The sequence below is a fragment of the Roseimaritima multifibrata genome, from assembly GCF_007741495.1.
Classification (GTDB): domain Bacteria; phylum Planctomycetota; class Planctomycetia; order Pirellulales; family Pirellulaceae; genus Roseimaritima; species Roseimaritima multifibrata.
In genome coordinates, this window is sequence record NZ_CP036262.1 from 1,766,833 (window position 1) to 1,785,424 (window position 18,592).

An 18,592-nucleotide genomic window follows, 5' to 3' on the forward strand; every position below is an offset into this window, starting at 1 on the left:
GTGTAAGCGAGGGATAGCGAGCGTCTTTTGCCATCCCTTGGAGGCAGCTTACTCGGCCGAGGCGGCTTCGGCTGTCTCGGCGGCGGCTTCCTCTTTCGCAGGAGCTTCGGTTTTCTCTTCAGCGGGGGCTTCATCGACTGCGGGGGAAGGTTTGTCTTTCGCGGGTTGCTTTGCTTCTTTTTTAGCCGCTTCTTCGTCTCCCTTGGCAGGTTTTTCTTGATCCGCTTTCCCTTTTTCAAGGTGCGGTTCCTGACGCAAGACGTCGGTTGGATCGTCGAGTGGGGCAAGGACGACGTTCAGGTCCAGTTCTTCCCCTTTGCGATAGATTTTGACGGGCTGCGTCGATCCGATCGGCATCCGTTCAACGACGTTTTGTAGTTCGACCGGTTCGCGGACTCGCTGTCCGGCAAATTCTAGGATCACATCAAGTGGCTGGATGCCAGCTTGTGCAGCTGCGGAATTGTTGATCACTTCGTAGACCAATACGCCCAGCCCAACGGGCAGGTTGACTTTGCGTGCGACCGACGCGTTCAGTTCGGCAAGTCGAATTCCCATCGCGGCTCGTCGGACACGCCCGTGTGCAAGCAGTTCTTCCGCAACCCAGCGAACCTGTGAAATGGGGATTGCGAAACCGATGCCTTGATACGATCCGTTTCGTGTTGCGATGGCCGTGTTGATGCCGACCAAGCGACCGTCCAGGTCGACCAACGCGCCTCCCGAATTGCCCGGGTTGATGGCTGCATCGGTCTGCAGCAGGCTGCCGCGGCGGATGCGATCGATCGTTCGTCCTTTAGCGCTGATGATCCCAGCACTGACGGTAGCTTCTAAACGAAAGGGACTGCCAATTGCCAGTACCCAGTCGCCGATTTCCATTTGGTCGGAGTTGCCCAGTTCCATCGGTTGAAGTTCGACATCCCCGATGTCCAGTCGTAGCGTGGCGAGGTCGTTGTCCGGGTCGCCGTGGACTTCGGTAGCGGTTAGTTCGCGCCCATCCTGAAGACGGACGATTACTTTTTCAGCCGATTCAACAACATGATTATTGGTTACCACGGTTCCTTCGCTGGAGAGTACGACTCCGGAACCCAATCCGGTTGCACGCATTCCATTGCCTCGGTTGCCGGAGCGGTCACGAGGCATCGGTTGCAGTGGATTGTCTGGCTGAGACGGGTCGCTGTTTTCTGCCCCTGATTGTTGCCCGTAGGCGACAACCGTGACGACCGACGGGATGGCAACTTTTGCCGCGTCGCGAAACGCTTTGGAAAGCGCCCGGGGACCACTTAGTTCATCCGCCGCCAAAGCTTGGGACGAAACGACCGTTGGCAGCAGCGTGAAAGCGGCAGCCAGCCCGATTGCAGTAGAAACCTTTGTCAGCGTCGAAATTTTTCGGAGTGCGGGGGACAGGGAAAGTGAACGACGAAACTTATGAAAAAGCATTGGGTTTCCTAAGAGGATGGACCGTGGTGGCATTTTTGAATACGGACTGCAGTCGCAATCCCTTATTATAGTCAATCTGGTGAACTCTCCGCATGTGGCTTGCGAAGGTAGGCAGCCTTAAAGCCTGAAATGATTGTATCCTTTCGCTCTGCGAAAGTCGCTTTAAGGGAGCGTTCTTTCGCGAGGCGAAAGGCGACAAACTTTCTTCGCTGCCGATTAAGTCGTCAGTCCGGAAATCGACCCCAGCTGTACAGTGCCAACGTAGCGTTGGCTGGTTAATCGTCTTTCAGGGCCCCTGCCCCAAAACGAGAAATAACGCAGATCTAGAATGCTCGGGCGAGAGATAACCACCCCCTCAACCGATGCATCGGCTGCGAATCATGGCCGGTTTGCCTAGCCGTCGACGCTTTGGGCTCTTGGGAATGACTTTATCATGGTATCAAGTGGGCTAGTACCAAAGGCGGCGTCAAGAGATCGGTTCAAGCCGAAAGTTTAAAGGTGTCTAGGAAATATGGATTCAAGGGAATTAAGCCGATGGATTGAAGCGGCGCTGCGTTGTCGTGAAAACGCGTACGCTCCTTACAGTCGGTTTGCCGTTGGAGCGGCTTTGGTAACCGCAGGCGGCGACCTTTTTACGGGCTGCAACATTGAAAACGCATCCTTTGGAGGGACGATCTGCGCGGAACGGGTAGCCGCTTCGGCAGCGATCGCTGCGGGCCAGCGTAAGTGGCAGGCAATCGTCTTAGCGCTGTCTGGCGGCGGCCCGCCTTGTGGTATTTGCCGGCAATTCCTAAGCGAATTTGCGCCGGACCTGCGAATATATCGAGTCGACGCCGACAACCCGCAGGGGGAATACCAGGCCGATAGCCTGGCGGACCTCTATCCTCATCCCTTTAGCCGTCACGATCTTTAGTTGGCGCTGAACCGCAGCAAGCGGCGGGCATTTTGTCCGAGCGGGTTTTGCAGGAACTGTTTGTAACATTCCGGGCAAAGCTGAAATTGGTTCGACGTCGTTGTTTGTGTCGCTGCCAGCAGTTCGGCCTCTCGACTCTCGATGTCTCCGAGTAATTCATGCAGTTCAAGCAGGTGGTCTCTCCCTTCTTCGGTAAAAGCTATCTCTGCTTGGACCACCGGGCGGGCTTCAAAATGAACTTCGTAGCAGGTGTCCTGCTGGCAATTGCAATCTCGCTTACAACGATCGCATCGGTAATGGATCATTCGACATTCGTCCCAACGAGTTGTTGGCGTCAATGCAGGGCCTGAGACACCAGGCGATGAAAAAGACATTGAATAGCGCCTACTTCAAAACTTCATCGTATCGATAGAGAAGTCCGCTCTGCAAGCGAATTTGTTTCAAGTCGCGTAAACCCGAAAGGAAAAATTAGGCGTAGGAGGTGATTTGCTAGGGAAAAGCAGGCCTCGCGCGAACCCGTATTGCTGCGGATCGTGTCCGTTCTGGGGAACACGCGACCTAGCTGCCAAACGGAAACAGTTGAATTCTGCTTGCCAGGACGCGTAAAATTAGAAGCAGCGTGATTGACACCGCGCTGCCTACCGAACGCCACCAACCATCGCATGACGTAAATCGTTCCAGGGGGGAGACCCTGACGAGTGACCCTCGCGATGGGAAGCCTGACACGGAGGATGTTATGTCCGCGAGTGCCCTGGAAAGTAATGTGCTTGTCTTGAATCGCTTTTACATGGCGACGCGAGTGATTAACGCACGGCGTGCGTTAACCATCTTGTATCGCAATTGTGCCGAAGTGATTGCGACTGAAATGGACCAGTATGTCAGCTATGATTTTGAATCGTGGTGCGAACTGGGGCAGATGGCCGCGATGGAAAAACAGCCGGGCGAGGACTACATCCAGGCGGTCGGTTTCGAACTGCAGATCCCGCGAATCGTTCGGCTTACCCGGTTTGATCGCGTTCCAATTCATTCGGTTCGATTCAACCGCAAGAACCTATTCGCCAGAGATGGTCACGCTTGCCAGTACTGCGGGCAGTCGAAGCCAACCAATCAGTTGAGCCTCGATCATGTCGTTCCTCGGAGTCACGGCGGGCAGACCACCTGGGAGAACATCGTTTGCTGCTGCCTAAGGTGCAATGGACGAAAAGGGGGACGCACGCCTTTGCAGGCCAACATGAAATTGCTTAGCAAACCTGTGAAACCTAGGCACAATCCGCAGTTGGTCGAGGCGGTGCTGGATCCGCGGTATGCCTGCTGGAAAACGTTTCTTCCGGTAGCCAGTTAAGATCCCCCGCTTGCTCACCGCAGGGGTTGCAGAATAGGCTGGCGGTTCAACGAATTCGCTTTATTATCTCTGAGCCCCTGCGAGCCATGTCCACAAACGAAACGTCTGCTTCCGCTTCCCAGGACCCTTACTTTCAATCACTTTTCGCGGATCGAATCGGTGGCGCCGATTACGGCAAAGGGACCGCGATCTATAAATTCGAAAAGATCAAGCGAGCCAAACGCAAGGCCTTGGAAGACCACCCTGATCGTCAATTGCTCGATTTTGGGATCGGCGAGAACGATTCCATGGCGGCCGCTTCGATCCGCAAGGTAATGGCTGCCGAAATCGATAAGCCCGAAAATCGCGGGTACGCCGACAACGGAATCAGCGAATTTAAGCAGGCTGCCGCTAGGTTCATGCAGCGTCAGTTCGGTGTGACGCTGGATCCCGAAACTCAGATCAATCACAGTATCGGTAGCAAGCCTGCCTATGCGATGCTGCCTGCTTGTTTTATCAATCCCGGTGATATCACCATGATGACGGTTCCGGGATATCCGGTTGCCGGGACGCATACCCGTTATTACGGCGGCGAAGTCTATCAGTTGCCGCTGTTGCCTGAAAACAATTTCCTGCCTGATTTGGATAGTGTCCCCGACGATATCTTTCGGCGGACCAAAATGTTGGTCTTGAATTATCCGAACAGCCCAACAGGGCGAACGGCTCCGGCTGAGTTTTTTGAAAAAGTGGTCGCCCTGGCCAAGGAGAAGCAGTTTATCGTCGTGCAAGACGCGGCCCACATCATGTTGACTTTTGATGGCAAGCCACGCAGTTTCTTGGAAACCCCCGGCGCGATGGATGTGGGTGTCGAAATCCACTCGATGAGCAAGGGGTATGACATGATCGGGTGGCGGATGGGGTGGGTGTGCGGTCACCCGCAGATCGTCCGCGCCTATGCCGATGTGAAAGACAACAGCGACAGCGGGCAATTTATCGCAACCCAAAAAGCGGCTGCCGCTGCGTTGGATGACGATGCGATTCCGGCCGCGATCAGTGCAAAGTATCGTCGTCGGTTGGAGAAATTGGTCACCGTCCTGAACGACTGTGGTTTTCAGTGCGAGATGCCCGGAGGTTCGTATTTCCTCTACACCGCGTCCCCGACGGGAACCGAAGGTGGGGTCACCTTCCCCGCTGCGGAAGACGCGACGCGTCACTTGATCGAAGAAATGGGAATCGTAACGGTCCCTTGGGATGATGCGGGTAAATACCTCCGCTTTAGCGTCACCTACGTGGCTGCGGATGAAGCGGCCGAAGATGCGTTGATGCAGGAAACCCGCCAGCGTCTTTCGGACGCGAAGTTCCAGTTTCAAAGCTAGCGGCGTCTTGATTCGAGAGGACGCATTTGCGTCGCGTCTCAGCGTTTTTCCTGCGGCAGGTGTTTGATTTGCCGCAGGGATTTTTCCGTAGAACGATGCGTCTGCCGGTTCGGCGACGCCTGTCACCGCTAATTCCTGGTTCTTCAGAGGTTGTGCGATGGGGCAGTTTGTCGGTACAAACGATGGTTCTTCATCACCCCCTTCTCGGAGCCTTTTTCGGAGACCCCCTTGAATCGGCCCCCTTCGTCTGAGCCCGATCCCCCGGCCAGTCCCAGAGTTCAACGCCCCGCAAAGATTTCCTCTCCCAAGCCAGCACATGGTAGGCGGGGGGTGGTGGCTGTTATTTTGCGAGACGAGCGTTTTCTGGTGATTCGCCGCTCTCAGCAGGTAACGGCTCCAGGGAAGCTCTGTTTTCCCGGTGGGGGAATCGAACCGGGCGAGACCGAGGAGCAGACGTTGGTGCGTGAGATGTTGGAAGAGCTGGCGATTGCGGTCGACCCCGTCCGGCTTCTATGGCGAAGCACGACCCCGTGGGGAACCAAGCTGGCGTGGTGGTTGGCCGACATTCCCGACACCATGCAGCCCGATCCGGACCCAGCAGAGGTCGCCGAATTTTTCTGGCTGTCGCGACTGGAGTTGAATGACGCAGAGGATTTGCTGCCCAGCGTCCCGCAATTCATGCGGGCTTGGCGTCGAGGTCGGTTGTCGCTGCCAATCAACTGGTAGTTTGAAACTTGCTAGGCGTTTCGGGGCTGGCGGAGAACCGTATTTCGATCGTACCGGAGAGTAGCTGCCAGTTGTGAGCCCGCCGGGGGAAGCCCGGAAACGGAACTCTATTAACCAAGTTTCAAATCTTGGCTTCCTGGCAGGCAAGCTGGCATGAGGCCTTTTCTCCCAGCCACGCTCGCAACTTATTTGTCGCACGTCCCCAGCGAAAGGCGACAATCGATAACCCCTTGGGTATCAACGCAAAAAAGCGTTGTCCGGACAGGTCCGAACAACGCTTTTTCGACGAGGCAGATTGGTGTTTAGACCAATTCTTTTTTGGCACCGATCAAGGTACGCAGACGCTCGGCCAGAAGGTGAGCATCAAACGGTTTCTTGAAGGTTTCGTTGATCGCACTGCGATCGAAGCTCATCGGCTGACCATCGTCAGGCAGCAGAGCAATCAGGATGATGTCGGTGAAATCGACATTCTTCCGTAGGTTTTGGCAGATTTGCACCGATTCGATTTTTCCGATGGAAAAGTCGACGATGATGCAGTCTGGTGTGAAGCTTTCCGCCTGAATTCCTGCTTCGAAGCCGCTAGCAGCGACTGCGACTTTGAAGGATTTCTCAGGTGGCAATTCACGCTTCAAATTTTCGATCAATACTTGGTCCTGGGCGACGATCAAGCACTTGGCCATCGCTTCATCTTCTAAGTCACCAAGAGGCATACCATGTTCCTTAAGGAACTTGATCAGGTATTCTCGAGGAATACGCCGATCTTGAGATCCTGGAATACGGTATCCTTTTAATCGCCCTGAATCGAACCATTTTGAAACAGTTCGTGGGGCGACTTTACAGATCTTGGCGACCTGTCCAGTCGTGAAGACCTTCATGTTAGGTTCTCCATAACGCCTCGTTGAATCTTCCCTGAACCTGCGGTGCGTCGGTAACCGCCGGTTTAGTGGCCCTGGGAGTCGTTGGTCGTTCCACAACCGGTCCTGATCGGTTGTCATGCTCGTGGGGCGAACATAAAAGGAATTTCCTCAGACGGCTGGGTCTGGGCCTGCCGGTTGCGTGTATGCAACGCTCTGTTGGAACGGGATTCTCGCGATTTCGGTTAAAATTATCTCTCTTCGCCCCAGGGGGACTCCAAGAGCCGGTGTGCAACGAGTCTGTAGCGACATCATGTCACTACGCGGGCAGAAGCTGAGCACGAACTAGAAATATCGGCCGGCGAAGTTGGCAGATATCGATAGCTCTGCTCACAGCCGACCATCCTTGCGGATCGCGGCGTGAGTCCAGATTCCCCCCTGTCGTCAAAACAAGCAACTTAAGACCGCCACCGGTCTCCCTACCCCGAAAGGCGAAGAAACCCGGTCAAGCGTTGCCTGTCCGAGAATTAGTTTCGAGCGCAACCACCCTAACTCTTTAACAAGTTTGAGGCGGAACGAGCGGCAGGTTCGGTCTTGACCGTCAAGGTCAATCCCAATTCCCTAGCACGGTTTATCGATTCAACGTGGAAATCGTGAGAATTCGTCTTGACTTCACTCTAAATTTATCGAATTTCCGAGCCCCGAAGAACTTGGGATATTTTTTTCCGGATATTCGATCAGCTGCTCCTGTTCAGAAAAACAGGTCCGCTACCGCTCATATTGTGTGGCTTTATGTCGCAACGCCCATCATGGCCTTGAAGTGAAGGGGCACTCCGTACAACAATGCGTCCGCAAAGGATGATCCCCTGGTCGGATGTCTTGTGCCTTTGTTTCAACCGAGCTCCTGTTCCACTCGTTCAATTGGTGCCCCCTCGGGCAATTGCTATGGATCGCTTTCTATTCCCTCGCTGGGTGAACCGACTTGTGGTTCTGCTTGGCGGCGTGTTTGCTGTCGGGGGCATTTATGCGCTCGCCTTGGGCGGTGTCGCTACTGACCCGGAAACCCTAAATATCGGGTATCAGCCGACTCAGCCAGTTCCGTTTAGTCATGCGATTCATGCAGGGCAGCTTCGGATGGACTGTCGCTATTGCCATAACACTGTGTTTGATGCGGCTCATGCCGCGATCCCGCCGACGGCAACCTGCATTAATTGCCATAGCCCCGCGGATGAAGGAGGGCAGACGTCGCTCGCAGCCGTTCGTGCTGATAGCGATAAACTGGCTCCGATTCATCGAAGCTGGGAAACCGGTCAGAGTATGAACTGGGTTCGGGTCCATAATCTCCCTCAGTTTGTCTACTTTAATCATGCCGTGCATGTGAATTCGGGCGTCAGTTGCGTCAGTTGCCATGGGCGGGTTGATCAGATGGAAGTCGTGCAGCAAGCCAAGCAATTGTCGATGGCCTGGTGTATCGAGTGCCATCGGGACCCGGCGCCGCATCTGCGGCCTGTCGAGTTTGTGACCCAGCTGGACTGGGAACCTGGTGAGGGTGACCCCACCGGTGAAGAGCTAAAAGAAAAACATCATATCAATCCGCAAGTTAACTGCGCTGTGTGTCACCGATGAGCCAACAAAACACTGAGTCCCCAAAGGCTCGCTACTGGCGCAGCCTAAACGAACTTCGGGAAACCCCTGAATTTCGTAGCTATATCGAACGAGAGTTTCCTGTTGCTGCGTCGGAGTACCCGGAAGGGGTTTCGCGTCGTCGCTGGATTCAGCTGATGGGTGCCTCTTTGGCGCTCGGCGGCGTGATCGGTTGTCGTTATCCCGAGGAAAATATCGCTCCGTTCGTGATTCGTCCCGAAGGGCGCGTTCCGGGTGAACCTTATAGCCGGGCAACGAATTTTGAGTTGGCGGGTCGGGTCTATAACCTGCTTGTTAGCTGTGTGGATGGTCGTCCAGTCAAGATTGAAGGTAATGTCGAGCATCCGCTTGGGCGTGGTGGTACCGACGTTTTCTCGCAAGCGTCGATTCTTGGGCTGTATGACCCAGATCGCTTGGGAGAAATCCTTCAGTTCCGTGAAGAGAAGAAGCGTCCTGCGACGCCGGAAGATTTTGCTGGCTATTTGAAGTCGATGCGGAATCGTGCGAAGGCGAACAAGGGTCGTGGGATGGCGGTTCTTGTTGAGCCGACTTCCTCGCCGTCGATGGTTCGGTTGCTTGGTGAGTTGCAGGGGCAGTTGCCGGAATTGACGATCTGTCGTTTTGATTCCGTTGGTAACGATGTCGTCGCCGAAGCGACGCAGGCCGCTGTTGGGCGTCGCTCGCGTACGTTGCTGGATCTTGCTTCTGCGAAAGCCATTTTGACCGTTGAGGCCGATATTCTTGGTCGCGATCGGGCGATGGTTCATAATTCGCGAAGCTTTGTCGACGGTCGCGATCCGATGACCGGCGAAATGAGCCGTTTGTACACTGTCGAAGCTGGGTTCACGAACACCGGTGCTTCGGCGGATTCTCGCTTGTCGCTACGTCCGACCGATGCCGTTCGCTTTTTGGCGGCGTTGGAAGTTGCGATCGATGCGGGCGAACGCTCGACCGATTCGGCCGAAGGTGAATCCAATTACGATGAATTGACAGCTCAGGAGCGTGCGGAGCGTTTCTTGGCTGTGGCTGCTGCCGATTTGGTGCAGGCTGGCGATAAAGCCGTGGTTGTGGTTGGCGAGCACTTGGGTGCGGAAGCCGTCGCGGCCGGTATTCGGATCAATAACAAACTCGGGTCGCTGAACTCTTTGGTTCGCTTCCCTGAATTGGTTGACGCACCGCTCAAGACGGTCGATTTGGCTGCGTTTGTCGAAAAAGCTCAGGCTGGCGAGATTGATTCGCTGGTCGTGTTTGGTGCGAACCCCGTCTTCACGGCTCCGGCAGATGTCGATTTGGGGGATGCGATTGGTCGCGTTGCCGATTCGATTTATCTGGGTGAGTACGACGATGAGACCGCAGTGACCTGTAAATGGGTCGCGCCGATGGCTCATGCTCTGGAAAGCTGGGGCGACGCGCTTTCGGACGATGGGCATTATGGGGTTTGTCAGCCGCAGATTTTGCCGCTTCTGGGTGGTCAGACGCCACTTGAATTGCTCGCCGTCCTTGTTGGCTCGGAAGATTCCGGGGAAGCGATTGTTCGGAAAACGGCCGACGCGATTGCCGGTGGCAGTTTGAGTAACCGCCAGTGGCGCAGTCTTCTGCACGATGGTTTCAGCGATGATTTGAAGGTTGAAGTCGCAGATGCTGAATTCAGTGGCTCCGCTCAGCCTCTGACGACCGATGCATTGAATGCGGTCGACGAAGTGGATCCAGATGATGTGGAAGTGCTGTTTGTTCCTGCCGACGGGATCTACGACGGTCGGTTTGCGAATAATGGTTGGCTGCAGGAAATGCCGCAAGCATTGACTAAGTTGACCTGGGATAACGCGGCTTTGATGAGCCCCCGCACGGCTAGGCAGTTGAAAGTCGCCCACGGAACGATGGTCGCTTTGCGACGCGGTGAAGCGAGTGTCAAGGTTCCCGTTTACGAAATGCCTGGGATGGCACACGCCTGTGTTGTCCTGCCTTATGGTTATGGCCGCACTCGCGTCGGAGCGATTGGTGGGCACGCCGATTGGGAATTCGATTCGGTTGGTACCGATGTTCGCCCACTGCGAACCAGCGATTCAATGCTTGTTGCATACAAGATTGAATCCCGTCCTCGCTCTCACGAAAAGTATGAGCTCGCAACGACTCAGGATCACTGGGCAATCGATGAACTTGGGCGAGACGAAACGGAGACCCGTAGCTACAAACTGATTCGTGAGGGAACGCTGGCGCTGCTGGAGAAGACTCCAGGGTTTACGGAAGCCAAGGGGCCTCACGTTCCTGATCTTGCTCATACCACGCTCTGGAAAGAGCCGATTGAGGAGATCATTGATCAGAAAAACGAATATGTTCCGCAGTGGGGGATGTCCGTTGACTTAAGTAAGTGCACCGGTTGCAACGCATGTGTGATCGCTTGTCAGAGCGAAAACAATGTTCCAATCGTCGGTAAAGAGCAGGTTTCTCTTAGCCGTGAAATGCACTGGATGCGGCTCGACCGTTACTTTCAAGGTACCGAGGATAACGCGGATGTTGTCCAGGAACCTTTGATGTGCATGCACTGCGAAACGGCTCCTTGTGAGCAGGTTTGTCCGGTTGCGGCGACGGTCCATACCAACGAAGGGATCAATGCAATGGCTTATAACCGTTGTATTGGAACGCGTTATTGTGCCAATAACTGTCCATTCAAAGTGCGTCGTTTCAACTACTTCAATTTCAACGAAGATGTTGGGGTTGGTTACGGAATCAACGCGTATCAAAGTAATATTGAATCGGCAAATCGAAAATTGCAGCAGTTGGTTCTGAATCCTGAAGTGACCGTTCGCGGTCGTGGGGTGATGGAGAAATGCACCTACTGCATTCAGCGAGTCGAAGCTGGAAAAATCCAGGCTCGCAAGGAAGGGCGAATGATCCAAGATGGCGACGTGAAAACCGCCTGCCAGACGGCTTGCCCGACTCGAGCTATCGAATTTGGCAATATTGCTGACGAAACTAGCAAGGTTGCGGTCGCTCGCGGAGACATCCGTAGTTATGGAATGTTGCCGCAGTTGCGAGTTAAGCCTCGCACAACCTACATGTCACGCATTCGCAATGTGCATCCTCGGTTGATGACCAGCAAGCAGGTTTATGATCTGCAGCATTTGCACGAACATATTCATCATGGGCACGATGACCATGATGATCACGGTGACGATTCGCACTCCGACGATCCTCATGGTGCCGAAGAGCATCCTGAATCGGTCTCGTAAGTGATCGTCCGGGGAATCTTCCCCGCTGAATTGTATTTTTTAAACTCCAAATCTCTCTTATTTCCCAGTATCCAAAAACCATGTCCATCGCCAGCGTCAAAGGCTTAGACAACACACTGGAACGCCCGGGTGAACGGGCGCCCCTGGTGCTGGGAGACACCAACTTCCACACCATCACTGAATCGGTCTGCAAGATTGCGGAGCGAAAGCCGAGCAAGATGTGGGTCGCGGGATTTTTGATCTCCGCCCATATTGCAGCTTTCTTCAGTATCCTCATCCTGTATTTGATCTACACCGGAGTCGGTGTCTGGGGTAACCGCTCGCCGGTATTCTGGGGCTGGCCGATTGTGAACTTTGTGTTTTGGGTGGGGATCGGACACGCCGGAACGCTGATCAGTGCAATTCTGTTTCTGTTTCGTCAGGAATGGCGTACCAGTATCAACCGTGCCGCGGAAGCGATGACCATTTTTGCGGTTGTCTGTGCTGGTACTTTCCCCGGGATTCACGTTGGGCGAGCTTGGCTGGCTTATTGGTTGGCTCCGTATCCAAGTTTGAACCTTTGGATGTGGCCTCAGTTCCGTAGTCCACTGTTGTGGGACGTGTTTGCCGTTAGTACCTACGGCACCGTTTCGCTGCTGTTTTGGTACATGGGGATGATCCCCGACTTGGCGACCTTTAGAGACCGCGCGAAGAACAAGTATCGACGTTTTGCTTACGGCCTGTTGTCGCTTGGTTGGTCCGGGTCGTCGCGGCACTGGATGCGATACGAAAAAGCCTATGCATTGTTGGCCGCGTTGGCGGCACCGCTTGTGTTGAGTGTTCATACGATCGTTTCCTTTGACTTTGCAGTTAGTCAGGTGCCGGGTTGGCATACAACGATCTTCCCGCCTTACTTTGTTGCGGGAGCCATTTTTAGCGGCTTCGCGATGGTGTTGACTCTGATGATTCCAGCTCGAGCCATGCTCGATCTGAGAAATCTGATCACCATTCGCCACTTAGAAAACATGTGCAAGATCATTCTTGCTACAGGATCGATTGTCGGTTTGGCGTACGGGACTGAGTTTTTCATCGCTTGGTATGGCCAGGTAGGTGAGGAAACGTTTGCCTTCGTTAATCGTGCTTTTGGCCCTTACGCTTGGGCTTACTGGATCATGATTAGCTGCAACGTTATCAGTCCACAATTGTTCTGGTTCCGTCGCTTCCGCACCGATCCAGTCCTGATTTTTATCGTTACCATTTTTGTCAATATCGGAATGTGGTTTGAACGGTTTGTAATTGTTGTGAGTAGTTTGTCACGCGATTACCTCCCAAGTGCCTGGGGATACTTCAGTCCAACCTGGGTTGACTGGGGGATGTTGATTGGATCCTTCGGCCTGTTCTTTACTCTGTTCTTGTTGTTCTGTCGGTTTATGCCGGTCGTCAACATGGCAGAAACCAAAGCCACACTTGCTCATGAAATGCACGTGCGGCACGCGATGGAACATGCAAAGCACGAATCGGAATGAAAGATAGAACCATGGCCGTCAACAAAGAAAAAACAAATCTGAAAGGGGTAACCGCCGAGTTTGACTCGGTCGATACCCTGATGGCTGCATGTCGACGTGTTCGCGATGCAGGCTATCTTAAAACCGATGCCTTTACACCGTTTCCGGTTCACGGAATCGATAAAGCGCTCGGCATTAAACCAACGGTCCTTCCGTGGATATCGTTTGCCGGTGGGCTGACAGGTTGCACCATCGCACTGGCGATGGAAATCTGGATGAATGGTATTAATTACCAGTACATCATCTCGGGTAAACCGATGATCAGTCTGCCAGCGTTCATTCCGGTGGCGTTTGAGCTAACGATTTTGTTAGCCGCGTTTGGGTCGTTCTTTGGAATGTTGGCACTGAATAAGTTGCCTCGTTTCAGTAATCCGATCTTTACAAATCCCCGTTTTGATCGCTCAACCGATGACCGCTTTTTCCTTTACGTTGATGCGGAAGATGGACGCTATGATCATGCCGGCGTGCGAACGTTACTGAGTGATTGTGGTTCTGAGTACGTCGAAGATGTGATCGAAGACGACTCGTCAAACCTGATCCCAAAACCTGTTTTTTATGTGCTGACGGCCTTGGCGATTGTTGCCTTGGTGCCGCCGATCATTTTGGCAAAAATGCGGGTCACCACCAGCGGGACTCCACGTTTTCATATCTTCTACGATATGGATTTTTCGCCCGCTAAAGAAGCACAAACCAAAACCACTCTGTTCTCCGACGGACGCTCCATGCGTCCCGACGTCCCCGGAACCGTGGCCCGTGGTCAGTTGAACTATGGGCTTGATTTCAATACCGGAATCGATATGGAAGCATTGTCCATTATCGATCCTCAGCGAGCAGACCAGTTGGTCAGCCTGTTGCAGGCTCCCGACGATGGGGAACCAGCAGCCGAAGAAAAACCAGCGAAGGAAGCTCCACCAGCTGAGGAAAAACCGGCTGAAGAAAAACCAGCTGAAGAGAAACCGGCCGATGACAAGCCAGCTGACGAAAAGCCAGCTGAAGAGAAACCGGCCGATGATAAGCCAGCTGACGAAAAACCTGCTGACGAGAAACCAGCAGAAGAAATGAAAGCGGAAGAGAAACCTGCTGCTGAAGAGAAACCTGCTGCGGAGACAAAACCTGTCGAGGAAGCAAAGCCTGCTGAGGAAATGAAAGCTGACGCAGCTCCAGCGGTCGTCGCCGAAGAGGCGAAGGCGGCTGTTGAAGAAGTCGCTGCCGCGGCCGACGCAACACCTTGGTTGACAGCGAACCCGCTTGAAGAGACTGCCGCGAATATGAAACGCGGGCAAATGCAATTCAATATCTACTGTGCCGTCTGCCACGGGCGAGACGGTAGCGGTAGTGGTTTGGTCGCCTTGCGGGCTCAGAAGATTTTGGCTGCGACTTGGGTACCTCCCACGCGGCTATACAACGAAGATTTGAACTCCAAAGACTATCCAGATGGCAAGTTGTTCAACACCATTACTCACGGGATTCGCAAGATGCCCGGGTACGGTGCTCAGATCACTGCACAGGACCGTTGGGCGATTGTCGCTTACGTACGAGCCTTGCAGTTAAGCCGGAACGCCGATTCGCTTGGTTTGGAAAGTGTTCCTGCCCCGCGGCGTGCGGAACTGAAGAAATTGCAGGCCGATGTTCAACAACAGCTTGAAGAAGAAGCAAAAAAAGCGGCGGATGCTGCAGCAGCAGCGGACGCAAAGAAGTCCGCGGAACCGGCTGCATAGCCGGGTCTGAAACGCAACCGTTATCCATTGTCCGCACACCAGCCATCCCCATTATCACGTACTTGGTGAACCGAAGTGAGCCATTCTGAACCGATTACTATCAAAGCCCCTGATGACGAGTCGCTGCAATTGCCCGACTCGTTGGCCAAGCTGGCGCTGCCATTGTTGGCTGGCGGTGTGCTTGTCCTCTTGATTGGATGGGGCCTGGGAGCCTCTGCGGTCGAAGGCATTCGGTACGCAATGCTGGCCTACCTGTCGGCGTTTATGTTCTGCTGCACGATCAGTCTAGGCAGTCTGTTCTTCGTGATCATTCAGCACCTGACGCGGGCCGGCTGGAGTGCCACGGTTCGGCGGACCACCGAACTGCTTGCCAATAACGTCAAGTTGTTGGCAATCATGTTCCTCCCGATTTTAGCCGCGGTCTGGGTCGCTCACCTGACCCATGCGGATTCGGAAACGTCGACCATGTACCAGTGGCAGACCGCTGAATTTGACGCAATGGGCGTCGCCAAAGCGAAACAGCTGTACTTGAATCCATGGTTCTTCACCGTTCGAGCCATCTTCTGCTTCGGTTCTTGGATCCTTTTGGCCCGCTTCTTCTGTGGGCTTAGCCGCCTGCAAGATCAGACGGGCGAAGTCAAGATTACCGAACGGATGCAATTCTGGAGCGGTCCCGGTCTGATCGTCTTTTGCTTGACAGCATCGATTGCCGCTTTTGACTGGATCATGTCATTGGCACCTATGTGGTTCAGCACGATGTTCGGAGTCTACATCTTTGCCGGATCGATTTTGGCGGCTCATGCCACGGCCACCGCCCTGGTTTACTGGTTCCAGTCGCACGGCAAAGTCCGTGACGAATTCACGGTCGAACACTACCACGACATGGCCAAGTTGATCTTCGGCTTTATCGTCTTTTGGGCTTACATCTCGTTTAGCCAGTACCTGTTGATCTGGTACGCCAATATTCCAGAAGAGACCGAATGGTTCTTCTTCCGCCAGTCGCATGGTTGGGCAACGGTGTCGATCCTTTTGATCCTTGCACACTGGTTGCTCCCCTTCCTGGCTTTGATGAGCCGCACGCTACGCCGTCGTCCAGGTTGGGTGGTTGGCTGGGCGTTGTACATTTTGGTCATGCACTTTATCGATCTGTTTTGGGCAATCATGCCACAAGCAACTCATACGCTCGGCCCTGCCGGCGGCGGATTGGGGATCGTCAGTGTGATTTTGTGTGCGGTTGGGATGTTGGCCCTGTATATGGGATGTTTCCTGAAGCAGGCTTCCGAGGTTCCTTTGATTCCTGCCCGCGATCCGCGGTTGGTCGAATCGATTGGCTTTGAGAACATTTAATCGGACCTTTAGAGTTCAAAACAAGAATCAGGCCTCCCTGTTATGTCGAATTACAACGATTTAAATAATCGCCAAATCATCACGATCTCGGTGATCTCCGCCGCGCTAACGTTTATCGCAATTCTGGCTAGCCAGGTGATCTACTATGCCTTGGAGCAACGTGAACACAGATTGAAGTCCGCACAAAGTCATTACGCTGAAGGGAACGAGCTGCTTGCTGAGCAGATGGGGACCATCGAAGAGTATGGCGTAAACTCGCTGACGGGCCAGATTCAAATCCCTATCGATGAGGCGATCGAGAAACGAGCCGCTTTGTCGGCTAAGAATTCCAATGAAAAGCGAGAATCCAATTCCAACGAAACGTAACAGATCGTTTCTGCTTCGGTTGACTGTGCTTTTGGGCGGGTTCGCTTGTTGCCTCCCGGCGATGGCGCAGCCAGGCACCGAGTCGGGGACACTGAACAACGGCGTACCCGCCCAGGTGAAGGGTGTTGACGTCGAACAGCACCTGGGGGTGAACTTGCCCCTCGACTTGGAAGTCACCGATAGCGAAGGAAAAACAGCTCGCCTCGCAGAATATTTTGATGGCAAACGACCGGTCATCGTGACCTTGAATTACAGCGATTGTCCGGTCCTATGCAGCGTTCAGTTGAATGCGTTAACCCGCTCTTTAAATGAACTAAATCTCCGTCTAGGAGACGATTTTCAGATCCTAACGGTCAGTATTGACCCAGACGAATCGACCGAAAGGATCAGCGAAACCAAGGCCCTTTACGTGGGCCAAGTAACCGAACAACCCGATGTCGCTCAGGCGTGGCATTTCGCCACGGCGGAGCAATCAGTGATTACAGAACTGACGGATACGCTAGGATTTAAGTACCGGTTGGATCCCGTCTCCAAACAATTTAACCACCCTGCGATGTTGGCTTTTGTCACTCCCAACGGTGAAATTAGTAACTATTCATTACGAATCGATTTTCCAGCCGAAGACCTTAAACGTTCGCTGATCGCCGCAGGTGAAGGTGAAATTGGGTCTCCGGTCGACCAGATTGTGATGTGGTGTTTTAGCTACGACCCGAACTTGGGGAAATACACCGCGGAAGCTTGGAAGCTAATGCGTTTGGGGGGACTGCTGACGGTGGTCATTGTCCTCGTGGCTTTGATCCCCTATTGGCTCGGGAAACGTAAAACTCAGGCTGATTCTGCGACACCAGACCAAGACGAAACTGAACCTGTCGACTCCGCATCGATGGAACCGTAACCAACAATTCTTTTGATATGACGATGTTAGCTAAACTAAATCAATGCACTTCGGGCCTCTGGGCCGATGCCGCACATAAATTGTGGTTTCCCGATCAGGCTTCCACGTACGCTGCGGAAAGCGATAGCACCTACAGTATGATTCTGTGGGTATCTATCATGTTTTTCGTCCCGTTGATGATTGTGATGGGCTATTTCGTCCTCAAATACAAAAAAGCCAAAGGTGGCAAGGCGACCAGTCGCCTCCGCCATCACAACGGTCTGGAGATCACGTGGACGGTGGTTCCTTGTATCTTCTTGGTGATCATGTTTGTGCGTGGATCCTGGGGATATTTGGATATGTCCATTCCCCCAGAAGGTGCCCGGCAAGTGGACGTCACTGCCTACAAGTGGGCTTGGTCGATGGATTACGGTAACGGAGCCATTCACCCGGAATTGCACGTTGTTTTAGATCAACCGACCAAAATGGTGATGCGATCGACCGACGTTCTGCACTCGTTTTTCGTCCCGGCGTTTCGCATTAAGCGGGACATTGTTCCTGGCCGTTACAACATCGCTTGGTTCGAGGCGACGATGGCTAGTGAAAAAATCAGCGACGAAGAACTCGCCGTCATTCTCGCCGATCATAAAGAATCGGGTGATAAGCAGTGGGATTACGATCGTCACCAAGTCACCGAGGATGGCTACCGATACTTCGACCTGTTTTGTGCGGAATACTGCGGGCAGGATCACTCGACCATGCAATCGTATGTCGTCGTGCATGAAACCCAAGAAGATCTTGACCAGTGGATTAAGAAGATCAGTTCGCGTGGTGAAACGCCTCCTGCCGAATATGGCGAGAAACTGTACAAACTGCGGAACTGTGTCGGCTGCCACTCGCTGGAAGCAAACAAGATCGTCGTCGGCCCTTCATTCCATAACTTGTTTGGTTATGACCGTGAACTTGCAACGGGTGAAAAGGTCCTGGGCGACGAGCAATACATTCGCGAATCGATCCTCGATCCTAAAGCAAAGGTCGTCAACGGATTCAACCCACAGATGCCTAGCTTTAAGGGACAGTTGTCCGACGACGACATCAATTCCCTAATTGCGTTCATCAAACAACAAAGTGATCGGGGCTCTACGGCCGCCGATCTCGCAGAAGAAAAATCGGCTGATGAAAAAGCCGCAGACGCAGCGGAATAGACGAAGTAATGCTTTGTCTGATCAAGTAACCATAATAACG

The 18,592-nt window shown here is 53.5% G+C and carries 15 protein-coding genes; 12 read left to right on the forward strand and 3 right to left on the reverse strand.

The window, feature by feature from the left end; genetic code table 11:
• Positions 1-48: 48 nt before the first annotated feature.
• The gene (locus FF011L_RS06470; protein ID WP_246109772.1) at positions 49-1,434 is read right to left on the reverse strand and encodes a S1C family serine protease; all 1,386 of its coding nucleotides are present in this window, start codon (positions 1,432-1,434) and stop codon (positions 49-51) included.
• A 511-nt stretch (positions 1,435-1,945) separates the two neighbouring features.
• Between FF011L_RS06470 and cdd the strand changes: the two genes are divergently transcribed.
• On the forward strand, positions 1,946-2,347 hold the full coding sequence (cdd, locus tag FF011L_RS06475) for a cytidine deaminase (protein ID WP_145350847.1): 402 nt from the start codon (positions 1,946-1,948) through the stop codon (positions 2,345-2,347).
• On the opposite strand, the gene FF011L_RS06480 is transcribed toward cdd, so the two are convergent.
• Positions 2,344-2,652: a hypothetical protein gene (locus FF011L_RS06480; protein WP_145350848.1), complete on the reverse strand. Its 309-nt coding sequence runs from the start codon at positions 2,650-2,652 to the stop codon at positions 2,344-2,346. The genes cdd and FF011L_RS06480 overlap by 4 nt on opposite strands.
• A gap of 431 nt (positions 2,653-3,083) precedes the next feature.
• Between FF011L_RS06480 and FF011L_RS06485 the strand changes: the two genes are divergently transcribed.
• The 3 genes from FF011L_RS06485 (at position 3,084) to FF011L_RS06495 (ending at position 5,770) form a co-directional block, all read left to right on the forward strand.
• The gene (locus FF011L_RS06485; RefSeq protein ID WP_145350849.1) at positions 3,084-3,689 is read left to right on the forward strand and encodes an HNH endonuclease; all 606 of its coding nucleotides are present in this window, start codon (positions 3,084-3,086) and stop codon (positions 3,687-3,689) included.
• A gap of 86 nt (positions 3,690-3,775) precedes the next feature.
• The gene (locus FF011L_RS06490; protein WP_145350850.1) at positions 3,776-5,044 is read left to right on the forward strand and encodes an LL-diaminopimelate aminotransferase; all 1,269 of its coding nucleotides are present in this window, start codon (positions 3,776-3,778) and stop codon (positions 5,042-5,044) included.
• Positions 5,045-5,377: 333 nt separating this feature from the next.
• Positions 5,378-5,770 carry an NUDIX hydrolase gene (locus FF011L_RS06495; protein ID WP_246109773.1) on the forward strand — a complete coding sequence of 131 codons (393 nt, stop codon included), beginning with the start codon at positions 5,378-5,380 and terminating at the stop codon, positions 5,768-5,770.
• 302 nt (positions 5,771-6,072) lie between these two features.
• Here the strand turns inward: FF011L_RS06495 and FF011L_RS06500 are convergent, their stop codons facing one another.
• Positions 6,073-6,645 (reverse strand): helix-turn-helix domain-containing protein, encoded by a 573-nt coding sequence (locus tag FF011L_RS06500; RefSeq protein WP_145350852.1) that lies wholly within the window; start codon positions 6,643-6,645, stop codon positions 6,073-6,075.
• Between the two features lie 924 nt (positions 6,646-7,569).
• Between FF011L_RS06500 and FF011L_RS06505 the strand changes: the two genes are divergently transcribed.
• The 8 genes from FF011L_RS06505 (at position 7,570) to FF011L_RS06540 (ending at position 18,552) form a co-directional block, all read left to right on the forward strand.
• Positions 7,570-8,250: a cytochrome c3 family protein gene (locus tag FF011L_RS06505; RefSeq protein WP_145350853.1), complete on the forward strand. Its 681-nt coding sequence runs from the start codon at positions 7,570-7,572 to the stop codon at positions 8,248-8,250.
• A complete protein-coding gene (locus FF011L_RS06510) occupies positions 8,247-11,498 on the forward strand; it encodes a TAT-variant-translocated molybdopterin oxidoreductase (RefSeq protein WP_145350854.1) in 3,252 nt (1,083 codons plus the stop codon). The genes FF011L_RS06505 and FF011L_RS06510 overlap by 4 nt, the downstream gene beginning before the upstream one ends.
• Before the next feature lie 80 nt (positions 11,499-11,578).
• Positions 11,579-13,003, forward strand: coding sequence for an NrfD/PsrC family molybdoenzyme membrane anchor subunit (gene nrfD / locus FF011L_RS06515; protein ID WP_145350855.1), 1,425 nt, complete (start codon positions 11,579-11,581; stop codon positions 13,001-13,003).
• Positions 13,000-14,760 (forward strand): quinol:electron acceptor oxidoreductase subunit ActD, encoded by a 1,761-nt coding sequence (locus FF011L_RS06520; RefSeq protein WP_246109774.1) that lies wholly within the window; start codon positions 13,000-13,002, stop codon positions 14,758-14,760. Before nrfD ends, FF011L_RS06520 begins: the two co-directional genes overlap by 4 nt.
• A 75-nt stretch (positions 14,761-14,835) precedes the next feature.
• A complete protein-coding gene (locus tag FF011L_RS06525) occupies positions 14,836-16,107 on the forward strand; it encodes a hypothetical protein (protein WP_145350856.1) in 1,272 nt (423 codons plus the stop codon).
• 42 nt (positions 16,108-16,149) lie between these two features.
• A complete protein-coding gene (locus FF011L_RS06530) occupies positions 16,150-16,473 on the forward strand; it encodes a hypothetical protein (protein ID WP_145350857.1) in 324 nt (107 codons plus the stop codon).
• Between the two features lie 61 nt (positions 16,474-16,534).
• Positions 16,535-17,368, forward strand: a complete 834-nt coding sequence (locus FF011L_RS06535; protein ID WP_218933051.1) for an SCO family protein — start codon at positions 16,535-16,537, stop codon at positions 17,366-17,368.
• Positions 17,369-17,391: 23 nt separating this feature from the next.
• Positions 17,392-18,552 (forward strand): cytochrome c oxidase subunit II, encoded by a 1,161-nt coding sequence (locus FF011L_RS06540; RefSeq protein ID WP_218933052.1) that lies wholly within the window; start codon positions 17,392-17,394, stop codon positions 18,550-18,552.
• Positions 18,553-18,592 lie beyond the last annotated feature (40 nt).